This is a genomic window from Streptomyces azureus, from assembly GCF_001270025.1.
Classification (GTDB): Bacteria; Actinomycetota; Actinomycetes; order Streptomycetales; family Streptomycetaceae; genus Streptomyces; species Streptomyces azureus.
In genome coordinates, this window is record NZ_DF968326.1 from 37,264 (window position 1) to 54,489 (window position 17,226).

Genomic DNA, 17,226 nt, shown 5'->3' on the forward strand with positions numbered 1-17,226 from the left:
GCGCCCACAGTGACCTCACCGTGCACGGGAGGCAGGATCATGGGCGACAAGGCACAGACACACCCTGGGGCCGCCGGCAGGGCACAGGCGGCCGACCACCCCCAGTCCGTACGGAATGTGGTGCTGGTCGGCCACTCCGGATCGGGCAAGACCACGTTGGTGGAAGCCCTCGCGCTCACGGCGGGGGCACTGAACCGGGCGGGCCGCGTGGAGGACGGCGGCACCGTCTCCGACTACGACGAGATCGAGCACCGGCAGCAGCGCTCGGTGCAGCTCTCCCTGGTACCCGTCGAGTGGGACGGCATCAAGGTCAATCTCCTCGACACCCCCGGATACGCCGACTTCGTCGGTGAGCTCAGGGCCGGTCTGCGAGCGGCGGACGCGGCCCTCTTCGTCGTCTCGGCCTCGGACGGTGTGGACGGCTCGACCCGCATGGTGTGGGAGGAGTGCGCGGCCGTGGGCATGCCGCGAGCCATCGTCGTCACGCACCTGGAGGCGGCGCGCGCCGACTTCGAGGAGATGACGCGGATCTGCGCGGAGGCCTTCGGCGCGGACGACCCCGACGCGGTCCTGCCGCTCTACCTGCCGCTGCGCGGCCCCGAGGCGCCGGACGGGCACGCGCCCGTGACCGGCCTGATCGGGCTGCTGTCGCAGAAACTGTTCGACTACTCGACCGGCGAGCGCAAGGAGTCGGAGCCGGGCGAGGACCAGCTGCCGCTGATCGATGAGGCCCGCAACCGGCTGATCGAGGGGATCATCTCGGAGAGCGAGGACGAGACCCTCATGGACCGCTACCTCGGCGGGGAACCGGTCGACGTCAAGACGCTGATCGACGACCTGGAGCGGGCCGTGGCGCGCGGGGTCTTCTTCCCCGTCCTGGCCGCCGCCCCCGCGGCCGAGGGCTCCCGGCAGGGACTCGGCACGGTGGAGTTGCTGGAGCTGATCACCCGGGGCTTCCCCACGCCGCTGGAGCACGAGACGGTGCGGGTGACGACGATCGACGGCAAGCCGCGCGAGCTCAAGCCGTGCGACCCGGACGCGCCGCTGGTCGCGGAGGTCGTGAAGACCTCCTCCGACCCGTACGTCGGCCGGCTGTCGCTGATCCGCGTGTTCTCCGGCACCCTGCGCGCCGACCAGACGGTCCACGTCTCCGGGCACGGCCTGGCCGACCGCGGGCACGAGGACCACGACGTCGACGAGCGGATCGGTGCCCTGTCCACCCCCTTCGGCAAACAGCAGCGCCCGGTGTCGCACGTCATCGCGGGCGACCTGGCGTGCGTGGCGAAACTGAGCCGCGCCGAGACCGGGGACACCCTGTCCGCCAAGGACGACCCGCTGCTCATGGAGCCGTGGCAGATGCCCGACCCGCTGCTGCCGCTGGCCATCCAGGCGCACAGCAAGCCGGACGAGGACAAGCTCTCGCAGGGCCTGGCCCGGCTGGTCGCCGAGGACCCGACGATGCGGCTGGAACAGAACCAGGACACCCACCAGGTGGTCCTGTGGTGCCTGGGCGAGGCGCACGCGGACGTCGCCCTGGAGCGGCTGCGCAGCCGCTACGGCGTCCAGGTCGACGTCGTACCGCACAAGGTGTCGCTGCGCGAAACGTTCGCGGCCAAGTCGGCCGGGCGCGGCCGGCACGTCAAACAGTCCGGGGGGCACGGGCAGTTCGCCATCTGCGAGATCGAGGTGGAGCCGCTGCCGGGCGGCTCGGGCATCGAGTTCGTGGACAAGGTGGTCGGCGGCGCGGTGCCCCGGCAGTTCATCCCGTCGGTGGAGAAGGGCGTACGGGCCCAGGCCGCCAAGGGAGTCGCCGCCGGGTATCCGCTCATCGACGTACGCGTGACCCTCCTGGACGGCAAGGCGCACTCGGTGGACTCCTCCGACGCCGCGTTCCAGACGGCCGGTGCGCTCGCGCTGCGGGATGCCGCGACCGACGCGAAGATCCATCTGCTGGAGCCGGTGGACGAGGTGTCGGTGCTGGTCGGCGACGAGTTCGTGGGCACCGTGATGAGCGACCTGTCGGGGCGGCGCGGCCGGGTGCTCGGCACCGAGCAGACACCCGGCGGGCGCACCCTGATCCGGGCCGAGGTGCCGGAGATCGAGATCGGTCGCTACGCGATCGACCTGCGGTCGATGTCGCACGGAACGGCACGCTTCAGCCGCCGGTACGTACGGCACGAGCCGATGCCGCAACAGGTCGCGGACCGGGTCCGTGAAGAGGAGCGCAAGGCCTCCTAGTTGAGGCCTGAGGGGGCCGAGTGGCCCTCGTGAGGGCTCCCTCCGCACAGGCGGGCGGTTCCGAGGACCGCCCGCCGACGGATGTCGGTGCGTGCGGATACGCTGATGACCTGATCAACAGGTGTGCGAAGCGCGGAAGTCGGGAAGGCCGCTTGATGCGGAAGCGGCAGCGATGGGGGCGGCAGTGACGGACGGATTCGACTTCAGCCCAGGGGCCCAGGTGCCTCTGGCGGGTTCGGCTGGCCAGACGGCGGCGACCTACGCGCTGGCCGCGGCGGCGTACCGCGACGACGAGGTCACCAAGATCCTGAACGCCGACAACGAGTGGCATCAGTCGAAGGTGACCCCACCGCGCCCCTGGGCGAAGATCTTCCGCCCCAACTTCGGCGAGGCCTTCTCCCGCGCCGTCATCGACCGCATGCTCGGCGCCGGGCGCAAGCCGGTCATCCAGTCCTTCGGCATCGAGCCCCAGGTCGTCGTGGAGCACTGTCTGGCGGCCCACCGCATCCGCCGCGACCGCGACAACCGGCTCTCGGCGATCACGGTGATCTGCGGCGTGCTCTTCCTGCCGGGCTTCCTCGTATGGCTGCTGGTGTTCACGCTGCGCACCACCATGACCAAGCGCGAGGACAAGCGCGCCGGCGCCCTCGCCACGACCCTGCTGGTCGCGGTGGGCGCGCTCGCCGTGCTGTTCCTGATCCGCATGCCGTTCACGGGCTTCTGGGCCTTGTACGGGCGCGCGGCGGTCATCATGCCGGTCGTCGGCTGGTTCTGGGCCAAGCATGTCTGCGAGCGGACGGCCCTCGACCTGCGGGAGCGCTGGTCGAGCATGCTGGCGGGCGGTGGCGTGGGCGCCAAGATCCCCGAGGCCGTTCCGGGCAACCCAGGCGACGCGGCCGAGCAGGTCCGCAAGGAGCTGGCGCGCCTGAGCGCCGAGCAGCGGTCCAACTCGGTCTTCTACGCCGGGCCCAAGGGCATACTCGGCATGGGCACGCGGTGGGGCAGCTGGCAGCTGGCCGAGGAACTGGTGTCCGCCGAGCCGGGCAAGGACTTCCACCCCTTCCGCAGCTGGGACGTCATCGTGGCGATCCAGGGCGGCCTGGGCATGCTGGAGCGCACGTCCATCAACACCGGCGGCTTCACCAAGCCGTCCATCACGCACTGGATCGTCACACCGATCGGCGAGAAGGCGACGGAGGTCTCCCGGCCGAGCGGCGCGGACGTCGACGCGTACACGGTCCGCACGCACGCCATACAGGAGATCTGCAACAAGCAGCAGTTCGGCAGCGGTGACCGGCACTATCTCGGCGTGCAGTGGACCCTCTGGGACGGCCATCTGGTCATCACGATGCTGATCACGGTGACGGTGCTGCACAACACCCTGCGCATCGAGGTCACCGGGCACGCCCTGGGGCCGGTCAACTCCCTGTTCAACGAGAAGCCCGCGGCCAAGGAGAAGACGGTCCAGAAGGCCTTCCGCTTCTGGGAGACCCGCACCGTGAAGATGCCCCTGATCGACGCCGACGAGGTGGTGCGGCTGGCCGCGCGCGCCCCGCTGACCTGGTATCCGCCGCTGTTGAACTGGCTCGGCGGCAGTCTGACGCTTCCGGAGCCGTTCGGTCTGCGGCACGCGTGGGCGGACCAGCCTTGGCGGCATCGGTTCATGGCGGACGATGCGCTGCGGGCGGCTACACCTGTGCTGCGTGTGGTGCACGCGGCGGCGTTGAAGGTGCTGAGGGAGAACGGGGTCGACGTGGAGAAGTTCGGGTCCAGGTCGGCGGCGCTCAGTGGGGCGGTGCAGGAGGCTTCGCCCAAGAAGGCGGATGTGTACGACGCCTAGGTGTCGAGGTGCCGTGAGTTGCGGCTGGGGCGGGGTGGGAGCGCAACACGGCGCTGCGGGGTGCCGCCCGCCCACCCGGGCCGCCCCAGCGGCACGACTGCCCGCAGGCTAGGCCGTCGGCCAGGCCTCCGCCAGCATCTTCCTGGTGTCGGCGAGAAGCTGCGGCAGCACCCGCGTATGCCCCACCACCGGCATGAAGTTCGTGTCGCCACCCCACCTCGGCACGATGTGCTGGTGCAGATGCGCCGCGATGCCCGCACCGGCGACAGAGCCCTGGTTCATGCCGATGTTGAAGCCGTGGGCGCCGGAGGCCGTGCGCAGGGCCGTCATCGCCTGCTTGGTCAGCTCGCCGAGCTCGGCGGTCTCCCCCGCCGTGAGGTCGGTGTAGTCGGCGACATGCCGGTAGGGCACGGTCATCAGGTGCCCGCCGTTGTACGGGTACAGATTGAGCACCGCGTAGACCTGCTCGCCGCGCCTGACGACCAGCCCGTCCTCGTCGGACTTGGCCGGGATGGAGCAGAAGGGGCAGCCGTCGCCGGCGCCCGGGCCGCTCGGCTTGTTCTCACCCTGGATGTAGGCCATCCGATGGGGCGTCCACAGACGCTGGAACGCGTCCTGCGTCCCCACTCCCAGCTGCTGCTCCGGCTCACTCGTCATGCAGTGCAGCATATGGCGTGGAGCTGGGGGTACGGCAAAGGCCCCCGGGATCTCCCGGGGGCCCGTACGCGGTCCGGTCAGGCCGCGGTCACGCGGTGCGGTCAGACCTGCGCCCGCTCCTCGACGACCTTCATGATCTTCGCGATGGCCTCGTCGAACGGGATGCCGTTCTCCTGGGAGCCGTCGCGGTAGCGGAAGGACACGGACCCGTGGGACATGTCCTCGTCGCCCGCGATGACCATGAAGGGCACCTTCTGCTTCTGGGCGTTGCGGATCTTCTTCTGCATCCGGTCCGAGGAGGAGTCGACCTCGACGCGCAGGCCCTTCTTCCTGGCCGCCGCCGCGAACTTCTCCAGGTACTCGACGTGTGCGTCGCCGATCGGGATGCCGACCGCCTGGACCGGGGCCAGCCACGCCGGGAAGGCACCCGCGTAATGCTCCAGGAGCACCGCGAAGAAGCGTTCGATCGAGCCGAACAGCGCGCGGTGGATCATGACCGGGCGCTGCTTGGCGCCGTCCGGGCCGGTGTACTCCAGGTCGAAGCGCTCCGGCAGGTTGAAGTCGAGCTGGATGGTCGACATCTGCCAGGTGCGGCCGATGGCGTCCTTGGTCTGGACGGAGATCTTCGGGCCGTAGAAGGCGGCGCCGCCCGGGTCGGGAACGAGGGGCAGGCCCTGCTTCTCCGCCACCTGGCGCAGGGTCTCCGTGGCCTCCTCCCAGGCCTCGTCCGAGCCGACGAACTTCTCCGGGTCCTTGGTGGACAGCTCCAGGTAGAAGTCGGTCAGGCCGTAGTCGCGCAGCAGGCCGAGGACGAAGGTGAGCGTCTTGTCGAGCTCCTCCGACATCTGCTCGCGAGTGCAGTAGATGTGCGCGTCGTCCTGGGTGAAGCCGCGGGCGCGGGTCAGGCCGTGCACGACACCGGACTTCTCGTACCGGTACACCGTCCCGAACTCGAACAGGCGCAGCGGCAGCTCACGGTAGGAGCGCCCGCGCGCGTCGAAGACCAGGTTGTGCATCGGGCAGTTCATGGGCTTGAGGTAGTAGTCCACGCCCTCGTCGAGCTGCATGGGCGGGTACATGCCGTCGGCGTACCAGTCCAGGTGGCCCGAGGTCTCGAAGAGCTTCCCCTTCGTCGCGTGCGGGGTGTAGACGAACTCGTAGCCCTCCTCCTCGTGGCGGCGCCGCGAGTAGTCCTCCATGACCCGGCGGATGACGCCGCCCTTGGGGTGGAAGACGGCGAGGCCGGAGCCGATCTGCTCCGGGATGGAGAACAGGTCGAGCTCGCTGCCGAGCTTGCGGTGGTCGCGCTTCTCGGCCTCGGCGAGGAACTCCAGGTGCGCCTTCAGCTCGTCCTTGGTGGGCCAGGCGGTGCCGTAGATGCGCTGGAGCATGGGGTTCTTCTCGCTGCCGCGCCAGTAGGCGGCCGCGTTGCGCATCAGCTTGAACGCCGGGATCGCACGGGTCGACGGCAGGTGGGGACCGCGGCAGAGGTCCTTCCAGCACAGCTCGCCGGTCTTGGCGTCCAGGTTGTCGTAGATCGTCAGCTCACCGGCGCCGACCTCGACGTCCGCGCCGTCGTCGGAGGAGGCGGAGCCCTTGAGCCCGATCAGCTCCAGCTTGTACGGCTCGTTCGCCAGCTCCTCGCGGGCGGCCTCGTCGGTGACCACGCGGCGGGCGAACTTCTGCCCCCGCTTCTGGATCTCCTGCATCTTCTTCTCGATGGCCTTGAGATCCTCGGGCGTGAACGGCTTCTCGACGTCGAAGTCGTAGTAGAAACCGTCCTTGACGGGCGGGCCGATGCCGAGCTTGGCCTCGGGGAACAGCTCCTGCACGGCCTGCGCCATGACGTGCGCCGTGGAGTGGCGCAGGATGTTGAGGCCGTCCTCGGAGGAGATCTCGACGCCCTCGACCTCGTCGCCGTCGGACAGGGCGTACGACAGGTCCCTGAGCTCGCCGCCCACGCGCGCGGCGATGATCGAGCGCTCGCCGGCGAAGAGCTCGGCGGCCGTAGCGCCCGTCGTCACCACGCGTTCTTCCCGCTCGGAATCGCGCTGGATGATCACACGGACGTCTGACACCGGTCTCTCCTGACTGAAGGTGGGGTCGCGGCGCCATACCGGAGCGCGCGCACGAGTATGGATCGTACCGACCCAGGACCGCCCTGAGCGAAATCAGTCCCCGCAGTCCCCTCCGCAGGCCTCCTCGAGGAAGGCCGCCATCCCGGCGTTCTCCTGGAGCGCCTTCATGAGGCGGTCCCGCTCGGCGTCGTCGACCTGCACCGGTACGACGCCGTGGGCGCCGGTGAGGCGCCGGAAGCCGCCCCGGCTCTCCAGCCGCCCCTGGACCCGCACCGGCAGTCCGACGAGGTGGGCGTGCCCGGCGATCCGGTAGGCCTCCTCGTCGAGGGTGATCCGGACATTGGGTACGTCGGCCCCGGCCAGCACCCGCAGCCGTACGGTGCCGTCGCCGCGCGGCCCCGACCTGCGCATCCGTACCACCGCTCCCGTGATCCGGACCGGTACGGAGGGTTCCTCGCGCAGGTAGCGGGCGCCGGCCTCGCGCAGCACGGGCAGGTCGCCGGGTGAGAACTCGACGGGCTCGGCGGAGGACGCACAGCCCTCGGGCACACCGGCGGCCGGGGCCCACTCGACGGCGATCCGGGCGCCCTCCGTGCCCCGGACCAGGGCGACGAGGGCCTCGGTGAGCTCGTGGCACACCCCCGCCTCGACCGCGGCGTCGAAGGCGTCCATGCCACCGGCGGCCCGCTGGTAGTCGACGGCCTCACGGGTGGCGTACAGGGCCTGGTGGAGGCGGACGGCCAGGGGGCGTCCGCCGGCGACGGGCACGAAGGCGGTGAGCCGGCCGTCCGTCGCGGAGCCGACGAGGACGTTGTCCAGGGACGCGGCGGCGGAGCGCCGGTGGCGGGCGCCGTGGTAGCCGGCCCGGGCGCGGGTGGCGAGGGCCGCCGCGAGCAGCATCCGGCGGGCGGCGGTGCGCAGCCGGTCCTCGACGGTCCAGGGCGCCGTTCCGGCGGGCCCGGCGGGGACGTCGTGCCACCAGCGGATCTCGTCGCTGGGGACGGTGAGGGAGACGAGGACCTCGCGGGCGGAGGGCGAGCCGCTGCGGGACAGGGCGAGCAGGGCCTCGGCGAGCAGGTCGTCGCTGTCAGGGAAGGCGCGGCTCTCGGGCACGAGGAGACTGGTGCCGCTGCCGCCGGGGCCGGGCGGGGTCCAGCGGCCGTAGCGGCCCGGGGCGCCGCCGCGGCGCTGCCAGCCGTGCCGCCGGAGCAGGGCGCCGAGCACGGCCGGGTCGACGTCCACGAGCTCGGGCGGGCGGCCGTTCCAGCCCGTCGTGTCGACGGGGTGGGGCCGCACCTGCCTGACGGGCTCCTCGGTCGGGCGGTGCGTCACGGTTTCCCTCCCGTCCCGACCCGCGTCATGATCTCGCACAGCGCCCGGTCGTCGAAGATGCGTGAGGTCGGTATCCGCACGGTGGTGCGGCGGCGGCCGGTGATCGGCTGGCCGGCGAGGTTGGTCCAGTAGCAGCAGTGCCTGAGGTCGAGCCGGTCGTGGCCGGCGCGCAGCCAGTCGTCCTGGGCGCGCGGCACCAGCATCACCACCAGGATCTTGTGCACCGACACGGGGGTGCGGGCGAGCTTCGCCAGGTGGTCGTTGTCGAGCGTGAAGGCGAAGGTGCGGCCCGGTGGGTTGGGCGGCACCTGGTACGTGGCTTTGAGCTGCACCTTGATGGTGACCTCGTCGTCGACCGTGTGCCCGGGGGCGCTGTGGCTGACGTGCCAGTCGATGCCGTTGTCGGGGAACGGCTGGGAGAGCGAGCAGCCGGCGGCCGCCGCGACGGCGTGCAGATAGCCGACCTGGAGTGTCTCCATGCAGGCGGTGGTGGCGAGAGTGCCGCGAGAGGGAGCCGTGCGCTCGGGCAGCAGCCCGCCCCGTTCGGGCTGCGCTATGGCCATGGCCAACAGCCTTCCAGAACAAGTGAGTCCCCGCTGCGGGCCGCTGAACTGCGCGGACCCGTACTCCTGTTGTCTCCTTCCGGCGTACGGCGCAAACAGCCCGGGTATCACCGAATCGGGCAGCGGACGGTGCGTCAACTGCCGAAGGGAACGAGGGGTTGTGTGGCTATGACGACGTGCTGGTACGAAGGGCCGCTGGCCGCCTTCGACACGGAGACGACGGGCGTGGACGTCGAGACCGACCGCATCGTGTCGGCCGCCGTCGTCGTCCAGGACGCCCCGGGCGTCCGGCCGCGGGTCAGCCGCTGGCTGGTGAACCCGGGCGTGCCGGTGCCCGCCGAGGCGACGGCTGTGCACGGGCTGACGGAGGAACACCTCCAGCGCAACGGCCGGTGGCCGGCGCCAGTGATGTTCGAGATAGCGGAGGCGCTCGCCGAGCAGGCGCACGTCGGCCGCCCGGTCGTGGTGATGAACGCGCCGTTCGATCTGACCCTGTTCGACCGGGAGTTGCGCCGCCATCGCGCCTCGGCCCTGAGCCGCTGGTTCGAGTCGGCGCCGCTGTACGTGCTGGACCCGAGGGTCCTGGACAAGCACCTGGACCGCTATCGCAAGGGCCGCCGCACGCTGACCGATCTGTGCGCGCACTACGGCGTCGCCCTGGAGGGCGCGCACGACGCGGCGGCCGACGCCGTGGCGGCGCTGGAGGTCACCCGGGCGGTGGGCCGCCGTTTCGCGTCGCGGCTGGAGCGTCTCGCCCCCGGTGAGCTGCACACGCTTCAGGCGGTGTGGCACGCGGCGCAGGCCCGGGGGCTCCAGGCGTGGTTCGCGCGCAGCGGCGTGGAGGAGGCGGTCGACCCGGCCTGGCCGCTGCGTCCGGATCTGCCGGCGGCGGCCTGAGCACTTGGGCAGGACGCCTGCGCAGGGCATGAAAAAACCGGTCCGTCTGCGACGGACCGGCTGTTTCCGGTGGGCGATACTGGGTTCGAACCAGTGACCTCTTCGGTGTGAACGAAGCGCTCTCCCACTGAGCTAATCGCCCGGGAACGCACTGAACAATACAGGTCCCGGCACGTTTCCTTCAAACCGTTCGGAGGTGCCTGGCCAGTCCGCGCGCTCCCATGCGCATCATCAGCCGGTGATTGACCCGGAAGGCGGGCCGGCACGGCACGGCGAGCCGCCGCAGCAGCGGTTTGCGGACGTCGACGACCTGGTCGTACCGCGCGAGAGTCCCCGCCCCGTCCGGGGTGACCGTCCAGCGTGCCCAGCCCTCCATGTCACCGGACAGGGCGATCTCCAGCACGCCGGCCCCGGGATCACGTCGCGCGTCCCGCGCCGTGAAGGTCATGTCGTACGGCAGGACGGAGCGGATCCGGACCACCCTCGTCGTGTCGTCGAGCCGGGTCACCTCCCGGACCTGGCGCCACCACCGAGGGTAGTCCTCGGCGCGTTCCAGCGCCTCGTACACGGGGGCGGGCGGCGCGGGCAGGGTCCACAGACTGCGGAAACGGTAGTGGTTCCAGTCCATGACGGCAGTCTGCCCACTTGCGGTGCGGGCAGTCTGAGTACGCGCCTGAGTATCCGCACTCATGCCGTGCGGGGTGACGCGGACCACACTGCCGGTCATGACGCACCTTCCGCCCCCGGCCGAGGAGTTGCGGCTCCTCGATGCCGAACTCTGGCAACTGGACTCCCGCCGCACCCAGTTGCTGGCCCGTCGCGCCTGGCTGGTCGCGACCCTGCAACAGACACAGCAGCAGGCGCGGGCTCAGGCGCGGACGCAGCCGCCGCCCGCCGCACCGCCCCGCCCGGAAACCGCGGCGCCCAGTGTGCAGAACGTGCTGCTGGTGCTCGGCGGTGTGCTGCTCACGCTCGCGGCGGCGGTGTTCACGCTGGTCAGCTGGGGACACATGGGGATCACCGGGCGGGCTCTGGTGCTCGGCGCGGTCACGCTGGCCGCGCTCACCGGGCCGGCGCTCCTGCTGAAGCGAGGGCTGCGTTCGACGGCCGAGTCCGTGGCGGGGCTGGGCCTCGCGCTGACCGTCCTGGACGCCTACGCCCTGCACGAGGCCGCTCTCCCCGGGACGGACGGGACGGGGTACGCGGCGGCCGCGACGGCGGTGCTGGCGGGGATCTGGTCGGCGTACGGTCTGCTGCCGGTCACGGCCGCGCTGCGACTGCCCCTGCCCTGCGGACTGACGGCGGCCCAGTTCCCGCTGCTGCTGTGGGCCCTGTCCGCCGACGCGGGGCCGTACGTGATCAGCGCCGCGCTATTGGTGACGGCCGGGCTGGACGCGGTGGCCGCGCTGCGGGTGAGGAGCGGTTCCGTACGGATCACCGCCATGGCCGGGGCGTACTCCACGGGCGCCTTGGGCACCCTGACCGCCGGCTGGCTGTCCCTGACGGCTGACACCCCGAGCGCCGCGGCCCGCGCCGGGGCACTTCTCCTTCTCGCGGCGACGATCGCGGTGGGTGCGGCTTGGTGGGGGGCGGGTTCACTTTCGGGCTCGGGCTCCGGCTCCGGCTCGGGTACTGGCTCCGGCTCGGGCACGGGCCCCAGCTCGGGTACTGGCTCCGGCTCGGGCACGGGCCCCGGCTCGGCCTCAAGCACGGACGCGCCCTGGCAAGGCCCGGGCGTGAAGCACGCCCTCGGGCTCGCGGTCGTCTCGGGCCTCCTGGCCGTCGGTGCGTTCGGCGGGACGGCCCGCTCCTGGCTGCCGGAGATCTGGACGGTTCCGGCCTGTCTGGTCTGCGGGATCGTCCTGCTGGCGGCGGTGCGGGCCGGGCGGCTGCCGGACGCGGTGCGGCTTGGGTTCGCCTGGGCCTCCGGGGCCGTACAGGCGCTGGCCGTGCTGTGGGCGCTGCCCGTCGTCGCCGTGGTGGTGCTGGGGCCGGCCGGCTGGATCGGCCGGGTCTGGAGCGGCGCGCCGTCGGACGCCCGGGCCGCCGTGGCCGTCGAGGCGCCCTGGCCGCCCGACGCGGCGGCGGCTCCCGTCGTGCTGCTTGCCGTCGCGGCCGTTCTCGCCCTGGTGAGCCGTGCGGAGCAGTGGCGTTCGCGGGCCCGTATCGGCGCGCTGGGCCTGGTATGGGCCACGGCACTGACACTTCCGGCGGTCTTCGGGATTCCGTACGTCGCCGGGATGGTGGTCCTGGGGGTCATGACAGCGGCTGCCGCGCACGCGGGCCGCGCCGCGGTGTCCGCCGCGCGGCTCACCGCCCTCCTGCTCTCCCTCACCACCTCCGTCAGCCTGTCCCTGGCCTCCCTCGCCTCCCAGACCGCGACGCTCGTGGTGCTGTCGGTGCTCACAGCCCTGTTCGCCTCGGCCTCGTGGCGGGTGAGCCTCGCCTCCGTGACGGCTCCGGCCGCCCTCGTGTACGCCGCTGCCCTGGCCTCGGCGACGGGTGCCGCCGCGGACTGGCCGCCGGCCCGGACCGCCCTGCTGGTCCTGGCCGTTCCCGTGGCCGCCGCCCTGCTCGCGCCGCGCCTCGGTGCGTCCCGGGCGACGGTGCCGGTCGAGGCCGTGGGAGCCGCCGCCGGCCTGCTCGCCGTGGGCCTCGCGGTCACCGATCCACCGCTGCTCGCCCTGGTGCTGGCGTTGTGCGGCGTGATCACCGCGGGCACGGCACTGCGTCCGGACCGCCGTCCCGTCGGCTACGCGGCCACGGCTCTGTTCTTGCTTTCCGCCTGGGTGCGCCTGGCCGCGTGGGAAGTCGGCACGCCCGAGGCGTACACGCTCCCGGTGACCGTTCCGGCGCTGCTCGTCGGCGCCCTGCGCCGGCACCGCGACCCACAGGTCTCGTCCTGGACGGCGTACGGCCCCGGACTCGCCGCCACACTCGTGCCCAGTCTCCTCACGGCCTGGGGCGACCCGCACTGGACGCGGCCGTTGCTGCTGGGCACGGCGGCACTGCTGGTCACCCTGCTGGGTGCGCGGCACCGCCTCCAGGCACCGCTGGTGCTCGGCGGCTCGGTCCTGGCCCTGGTCGCGCTGCACGAACTAGCCCCGTACGTCGTGCAGGTGACCGGGGCCCTCCCCCGCTGGGCTCCTCCCGCCCTCGCCGGACTCCTGCTGCTCGCACTCGGGGCGACGTACGAGCAGCGGATCCGGGACGTCCGGCGGGTGCGGGAGGTCCTGGGGAGGATGAACTAGCCGCCTGTCGTGGAACGGCTACGGCATCTTGTCACCGACCAGCGCCAGGTTCTGGATGGCCGCCAGGCCGTACAGAGCCGTGGCGTTGGTGGACACCCAGGCCGCCTCGCTGCCGGGGACCAGGGCCGTCGGGCCCTCGATCTTCTTCGTGGACCAGTCGGTGGACTCCTTGTAGTCCCAGGTGTCCCGGCTGTTGTAGAACTGCTGCCACGCGCGTGCGGCCAGCTTGTCGTCGCCCGTCTGGACGGCGGCGTACGCGTCCTGCCGCGAGTGGCCCTGGAACAGCAGCAGGGAGCCGAAGTCGGAGCCGTAACGGGCCTTCTGCTCGGCCTTGGTGGCGTTGAAGTAGCGGCAGTAGTCGAGCCACGCCTCCTTGAACTTCGGCATGTCGACCTGGTCGATCAGCTCGGCGCACAGCTCGACCAGGCCGAACATCGCCGACAGGTGCGAGACGCTGACCTTCGGGTCCTTGGCCACGGCGAACTTCCCGGTGTCCAGGTCGTACAGCGCGTCGCCCTGGACGAAGCCGTTGGGCTGGGCGGCGATGGTCTCCATGGTGGACAGGACCCTCGCCCTGGCCTTCTCCCACTTGGGGCCGCGCCGCTCCCACTCGGTGAGCCAGGCCGAGACCAGACCGCTCCAGTCGGTGCCGAAACCGATGGACAGGGCGTTGCGGTCGGGCGTGTACGGCTCGGTGCGGATCTTGCGGAGAGGGTCGAGGGCGAGGAACGTCTCGTCGGAGTCGACGTTGGCGTGCATGAGGTCGCCGACGCGTTCGTCCGCCGTGAGGAAGTAGTAGTAGCGCCGGTACGTGGTGTTGGCGATGCGCTGCTGCTTGGCGCTGTCCGCGTAGTGCTGGACACCGTGCCGGGTGCCGAGGCCCGCCCACTTGCCGAGGTGGTAGACGTCGACCTCGCCGGTGTGCCGGGTCATGGCCTCGGCGAAGCGGAAGATGTCGGCGCGGCCGGAGCGCATGTACGCGAACCAGAGCCACAGGTCGGGCGAGAGCTCGGAGTTGTCCCAGGCGTAGCCGCCGACGTCGTAGCACCACTGGTGCCGGCTCGGGTCGTAGCTGTGCATGATGTCGCCGTAGTCCCAGAAGCCGTACCAACGGCGCATCTCCACCTGGTCCTTGTAGTAGGTGAAGAGGAAGTCGAGGTGGTCCTCGATCTTCTCCTTGGCGCTGGTGGAACGGTCGGGCTGGGAGAACAGCTTGCCGAAGACGCCCGCCTTGATGAGCTGCTTGGGCGGGGCGGCGAGCTGCGGGGGCGTCCTGACGGCCTCGACCTGCTGGGCCATGGCCCCGGCGCCGGGCGTGGACTCGTGGGCCCAGAAGAGGAGTTCGCTGGTGCGGGCGATGCCGTACGGGGTGCCGAAGCCGGGCTCGTAGTCCTCGTAGGTGATGTTGAGGCCTTCGATCTGTTCGGGGTAGGTGTCCTGGCCCATGCCGTCGTGGTAGAAGCGCAGGTCCATGGGCTGCGCCTCGGGCGACCAGAGCCAGAGGGTGACCTCGGCCGTGTCGGTCTGGGCGTCGCGGATGTCGAGCTGGGCGGGGAACTTCTCCCAGAAGTCCCTCAGGCCGAAGGCGAAGCCGCCGCTCGCGCCGCCCACGTACCCGAAGCCGCTGGCGCGCTTGCCGCCGCCCGCGCCGATCCAGCCGTGGCCCTTCTTGGTCCGCTTGCGGACCGTGAAGCCGTCGGCGGACAGCTGGGAGAGGGTGTAGTCGCCCCACTCGGGGATGTACTGCAGGCGGGTGGTGACCCGCTGGTCCCAGGTGGCCGGATCGGGCAGCTTCTTGCCCTCGAACTGGGCCGTGCGTACGGCCGCTCCCGGGTCGCGGCGCAGGCCGGTGATGCCCTTGACGGCCTCACGGAGCAGGCCGGTGCCGTCGCCGCCGATGCGGATGTGCCGGTCGTACGCGGCGTCCCGCATCGGCACCTGGAAGCGCACGCCGAGCCCGCGGATGAAGTCGCCACTGGCCTTCCCGGGCTCCTGCTTGCCGTCGAAGGTCAGGGTGTGGACCATGCGGAACGACTCGGCGCCCGCGTAGAAGTAGAGCCTGATGGAGAAGGGCAGCCAGCTGCGGCCGCCCTTGCGGTGCTTGCCGTCGATGCGGACGACCGCGCGGACCGGGCCCTCCTGTTCGACGGTGACCTTGTCGACGGCGCCGTCGAAGCGCTCGGTCTTGACCGCGCCCTGGTCCTCGTCCTCGATCTCGGGCTGGCGGATCAGCACGAGCCGGCCGTTCCTGGCGATCTCCGTCGAGCCCCGGGTGACCGACTTGACGATCGTGGAGCCGGACTTGCCGATCTTCGCGGTGATGACGCCGGTGGAGATGTCGATGGTGCCGCCGCGCTTGTCGACGGTGACCTTCTTCTGCGGTGCGGCGGGCGTCCCGGCGGTGAGGGTGAGTTTGCCGTCGCCCGAACCGACCGCGTGCGCGGTCCACTTGAGGGAGCCGTCGGGCCAGTAGGCGATCGGCCACGACTGCACGGGTACGGCCTTGCCGTCCGCGTCCGTCAGCGCGAACGTCTGGTCCTTCTGGTAGGCGCCCTTCGGCCAGGGGACGCCTACGGTGGAGCCGGGGGCCGCGCCGAGGCCGCCGTCCTCCAGCCAGTCGAGGATCACCGGGTCGGCGTCGGCGGGCTCGGCTCTGGGGACGGCCTGCGCGTCCTGCGTTCCCAGTGCCCAGCTGAACTGGGCGGCGGCTCCGGCGACGGCGGCCGCCTTGAGGAGGTTCCTGCGGGGGATGGGAGACATAGAGATGCTGCCTTTCCTTGTCCGTGCGGGAAGCACATCCGTGCGCTGGTCAGGGGCATGACAGAGAGAGGCGCGGCGCCCGGTGCGCCGGCCCGGGACGAGGGCACCGGCGGTCAGCGGTGCCGGTACCGCTCCTCCACGGCGACGGCCGCCGCCGCGACGGCCCCGAGGACGGGGACCGCCAGCGGCGCGGTGAACCAGCCGGACACGGCCACCACGGCCAGCCCGGCGATGATCAGGAAGGACCCGACCGGGTCGAGGACCGTCCGGCGCCAGGCGGCCGCGAGCAGGGCCCGCCAGCGTGCGTCCGGCTCCCAGACCGCCGCCGCGCGCAGCCCGGCCACGGCCAGGCCGATCAGCGCGCACACCCCGACGGCCCCGACCAGCGGCCCGCCGGGAATCCCCGCCCGGACCGCCTGGACGTCCACCCAGACCGCGGCCACCGCCGCCCACCCGGCGAGCCCGGCGAGCCACCCGCCGCGCACGGCCGTACGGAAGTCGGCGACGAACTCCCGCCAGCCACCGCCCTCGTGCGCGGTACGGCGCCGCAGGTGCCGCGCCCCGGCGGCGAAGGCCGCCGGGTACGTCACCACACCCAGCGAGGCCACCGCGATCCACACACCGGTCAGCAGGCACTCGGCGAACACACCGAACCGCTCGGCGAAGGCCGACTCCCCCCGTGCCTTCACTCGGGTCCCAGCCATGCTCACCTCAGCCCTTCAGACCGGATGTGGCCATGCCGTCGATCAGATACCGCTGGAAGGCCAGGAAGAAGGCGAGCACCGGCAGCAGCGCGACCAGCGACATGGCGATCATGCCGCCGTAGTTGGCCACACCCTCCTGGTCCACGAACATCTTCAGGCCGAGGGAAACGGTGTACTTGTCGGGCTCGTTGAGGTAGATCAGCGGGCCCATGAAGTCGTTCCAGGAGTTGATGAACGTGAAGATGGCGCTGGTGATCAGGGCCGGGCGGCACAGCGGCAGCATGATCGACCAGTAGATGCGCAAGTGCCCGCAGCCGTCGAGACGGGCCGCCTCGTCGAGTTCCTTGGGCAGGTTGCGCATGAACTGCACCATCAGGAAGACGAAGAACGCCTCCGTGGCCAGGTACTTCCCCAGCAGCAACGGGGTGTAGGTGTTGATCATCTCCATGTTGCGGAACAGCACGTACTGCGGGATCAGCAGCACGTGGTACGGCAACAGGAGGGTGCCGATCATCAGGGTGAACAGCAGATTGCGGCCCGCGAACCTGATCCTCGCGAAGGCGTACGCCGTCAGCGAGCAGGACACCACGATCCCGATCACCGAACCGACCGCGAGGAAGAGCGAGTTGAAGAAGAAGGTGGAGATCGAGATGTCGGCGATGCCGTCGGCGAGGCTCTTGTAGTTGTCGAGGACCGGGTCGCCCGGCAGGAGGTCCAGGCTGCCGACGATGTCCTCGCTCCTCTTGAGCGAACCGCCGATGACCCAGATCACCGGATAGAGGATCACCGCGAGGACCAGCAGCGACCCGATGTGCCAGGCGAGGGATCCGGGCAGCTTGTGCCGGAGGCCGCCCGCTCGTGGGGTGGCGTCGGTGGCCTGCGCACTCATCGGGCGCCCTCCTCGTA

Annotated in this window: 12 protein-coding genes and 1 tRNA gene; 4 read left to right on the forward strand and 9 right to left on the reverse strand. The window is 71.2% G+C overall.

All coding sequences use genetic code 11. The features are described 5' to 3' along the window. The first annotated feature begins 39 nt into the window (after positions 1 to 39). Together AOQ53_RS24235 and AOQ53_RS24240 are read left to right on the forward strand one after the other, a co-directional pair. Entirely contained in the window at positions 40 to 2,238 is a 2,199-nt protein-coding gene (locus AOQ53_RS24235; RefSeq protein WP_059420399.1) for an elongation factor G-like protein EF-G2, read from the forward strand. Positions 2,239 to 2,410: 172 nt separating this feature from the next. After that, positions 2,411 to 4,078, forward strand: coding sequence for a hypothetical protein (locus tag AOQ53_RS24240; protein WP_059420400.1), 1,668 nt, complete (start codon positions 2,411 to 2,413; stop codon positions 4,076 to 4,078). Positions 4,079 to 4,186: 108 nt separating this feature from the next. On the opposite strand, the gene AOQ53_RS24245 is transcribed toward AOQ53_RS24240, so the two are convergent. The 4 genes from AOQ53_RS24245 to AOQ53_RS24260 form a co-directional block, all read right to left on the reverse strand. Continuing rightward, a complete protein-coding gene (locus AOQ53_RS24245) occupies positions 4,187 to 4,747 on the reverse strand; it encodes an HIT family protein (protein WP_059420401.1) in 561 nt (186 codons plus the stop codon). A gap of 89 nt (positions 4,748 to 4,836) precedes the next feature. After that, positions 4,837 to 6,813 (reverse strand): threonine--tRNA ligase, encoded by a 1,977-nt coding sequence (thrS, locus tag AOQ53_RS24250; RefSeq protein ID WP_059420403.1) that lies wholly within the window; start codon positions 6,811 to 6,813, stop codon positions 4,837 to 4,839. Positions 6,814 to 6,906: 93 nt separating this feature from the next. Then, entirely contained in the window at positions 6,907 to 8,145 is a 1,239-nt protein-coding gene (locus tag AOQ53_RS24255; RefSeq protein WP_059420404.1) for a hypothetical protein, read from the reverse strand. After that, positions 8,142 to 8,708, reverse strand: coding sequence for a DUF4365 domain-containing protein (locus AOQ53_RS24260; protein ID WP_059420406.1), 567 nt, complete (start codon positions 8,706 to 8,708; stop codon positions 8,142 to 8,144). Before AOQ53_RS24260 ends, AOQ53_RS24255 begins: the two co-directional genes overlap by 4 nt. Before the next feature lie 168 nt (positions 8,709 to 8,876). Between AOQ53_RS24260 and AOQ53_RS24265 the strand changes: the two genes are divergently transcribed. Beyond that, positions 8,877 to 9,605 (forward strand): 3'-5' exonuclease, encoded by a 729-nt coding sequence (locus AOQ53_RS24265; RefSeq protein ID WP_059420409.1) that lies wholly within the window; start codon positions 8,877 to 8,879, stop codon positions 9,603 to 9,605. A 70-nt stretch (positions 9,606 to 9,675) separates the two neighbouring features. On the opposite strand, the gene AOQ53_RS24270 is transcribed toward AOQ53_RS24265, so the two are convergent. Both AOQ53_RS24270 and AOQ53_RS24275 read right to left on the reverse strand, forming a co-directional pair. Beyond that, positions 9,676 to 9,747, reverse strand: a tRNA-Val gene (locus AOQ53_RS24270). Positions 9,748 to 9,786: 39 nt separating this feature from the next. Then, positions 9,787 to 10,233 (reverse strand): SRPBCC family protein, encoded by a 447-nt coding sequence (locus AOQ53_RS24275; protein ID WP_059420411.1) that lies wholly within the window; start codon positions 10,231 to 10,233, stop codon positions 9,787 to 9,789. A 97-nt stretch (positions 10,234 to 10,330) separates the two neighbouring features. Between AOQ53_RS24275 and AOQ53_RS24280 the strand changes: the two genes are divergently transcribed. Continuing rightward, a complete protein-coding gene (locus AOQ53_RS24280) occupies positions 10,331 to 12,856 on the forward strand; it encodes an SCO7613 C-terminal domain-containing membrane protein (protein WP_236711782.1) in 2,526 nt (841 codons plus the stop codon). Positions 12,857 to 12,874: 18 nt separating this feature from the next. Here AOQ53_RS24280 and AOQ53_RS24285 read toward each other — a convergent pair whose 3' ends face one another. From AOQ53_RS24285 to AOQ53_RS24295, 3 genes are all read right to left on the reverse strand, one after another. Next, a complete protein-coding gene (locus AOQ53_RS24285) occupies positions 12,875 to 15,616 on the reverse strand; it encodes an exo-rhamnogalacturonan lyase family protein (protein WP_059420415.1) in 2,742 nt (913 codons plus the stop codon). 113 nt (positions 15,617 to 15,729) lie between these two features. Next, on the reverse strand, positions 15,730 to 16,320 hold the full coding sequence (locus AOQ53_RS24290) for a hypothetical protein (protein ID WP_099054679.1): 591 nt from the start codon (positions 16,318 to 16,320) through the stop codon (positions 15,730 to 15,732). A gap of 7 nt (positions 16,321 to 16,327) precedes the next feature. Beyond that, positions 16,328 to 17,209 (reverse strand): carbohydrate ABC transporter permease, encoded by an 882-nt coding sequence (locus tag AOQ53_RS24295; RefSeq protein ID WP_059420421.1) that lies wholly within the window; start codon positions 17,207 to 17,209, stop codon positions 16,328 to 16,330. Between the last annotated feature and the right edge of the window lie 17 nt (positions 17,210 to 17,226).

What these genes read in the sequence shown, in the direction of transcription:
- AOQ53_RS24235 (WP_059420399.1), top strand. Translation starts at nt 40, where the DNA reads ATGGGCGACAAGGCACAGACACACCCTGGGGCCGCCGGCAGGGCACAG.
- AOQ53_RS24240 (WP_059420400.1), top strand. Translation starts at nt 2,411, where the DNA reads ATGGGGGCGGCAGTGACGGACGGATTCGACTTCAGCCCAGGGGCCCAG.
- AOQ53_RS24245 (WP_059420401.1), bottom strand. Translation starts at nt 4,747, where the DNA reads ATGCTGCACTGCATGACGAGTGAGCCGGAGCAGCAGCTGGGAGTGGGG.
- AOQ53_RS24260 (WP_059420406.1), bottom strand. Translation starts at nt 8,708, where the DNA reads ATGGCCATAGCGCAGCCCGAACGGGGCGGGCTGCTGCCCGAGCGCACG.
- AOQ53_RS24265 (WP_059420409.1), top strand. Translation starts at nt 8,877, where the DNA reads ATGACGACGTGCTGGTACGAAGGGCCGCTGGCCGCCTTCGACACGGAG.
- AOQ53_RS24275 (WP_059420411.1), bottom strand. Translation starts at nt 10,233, where the DNA reads ATGGACTGGAACCACTACCGTTTCCGCAGTCTGTGGACCCTGCCCGCG.
- AOQ53_RS24280 (WP_236711782.1), top strand. Translation starts at nt 10,331, where the DNA reads ATGACGCACCTTCCGCCCCCGGCCGAGGAGTTGCGGCTCCTCGATGCC.
- AOQ53_RS24285 (WP_059420415.1), bottom strand. Translation starts at nt 15,616, where the DNA reads ATGTCTCCCATCCCCCGCAGGAACCTCCTCAAGGCGGCCGCCGTCGCC.
- AOQ53_RS24290 (WP_099054679.1), bottom strand. Translation starts at nt 16,320, where the DNA reads ATGGCTGGGACCCGAGTGAAGGCACGGGGGGAGTCGGCCTTCGCCGAG.
- AOQ53_RS24295 (WP_059420421.1), bottom strand. Translation starts at nt 17,209, where the DNA reads ATGAGTGCGCAGGCCACCGACGCCACCCCACGAGCGGGCGGCCTCCGG.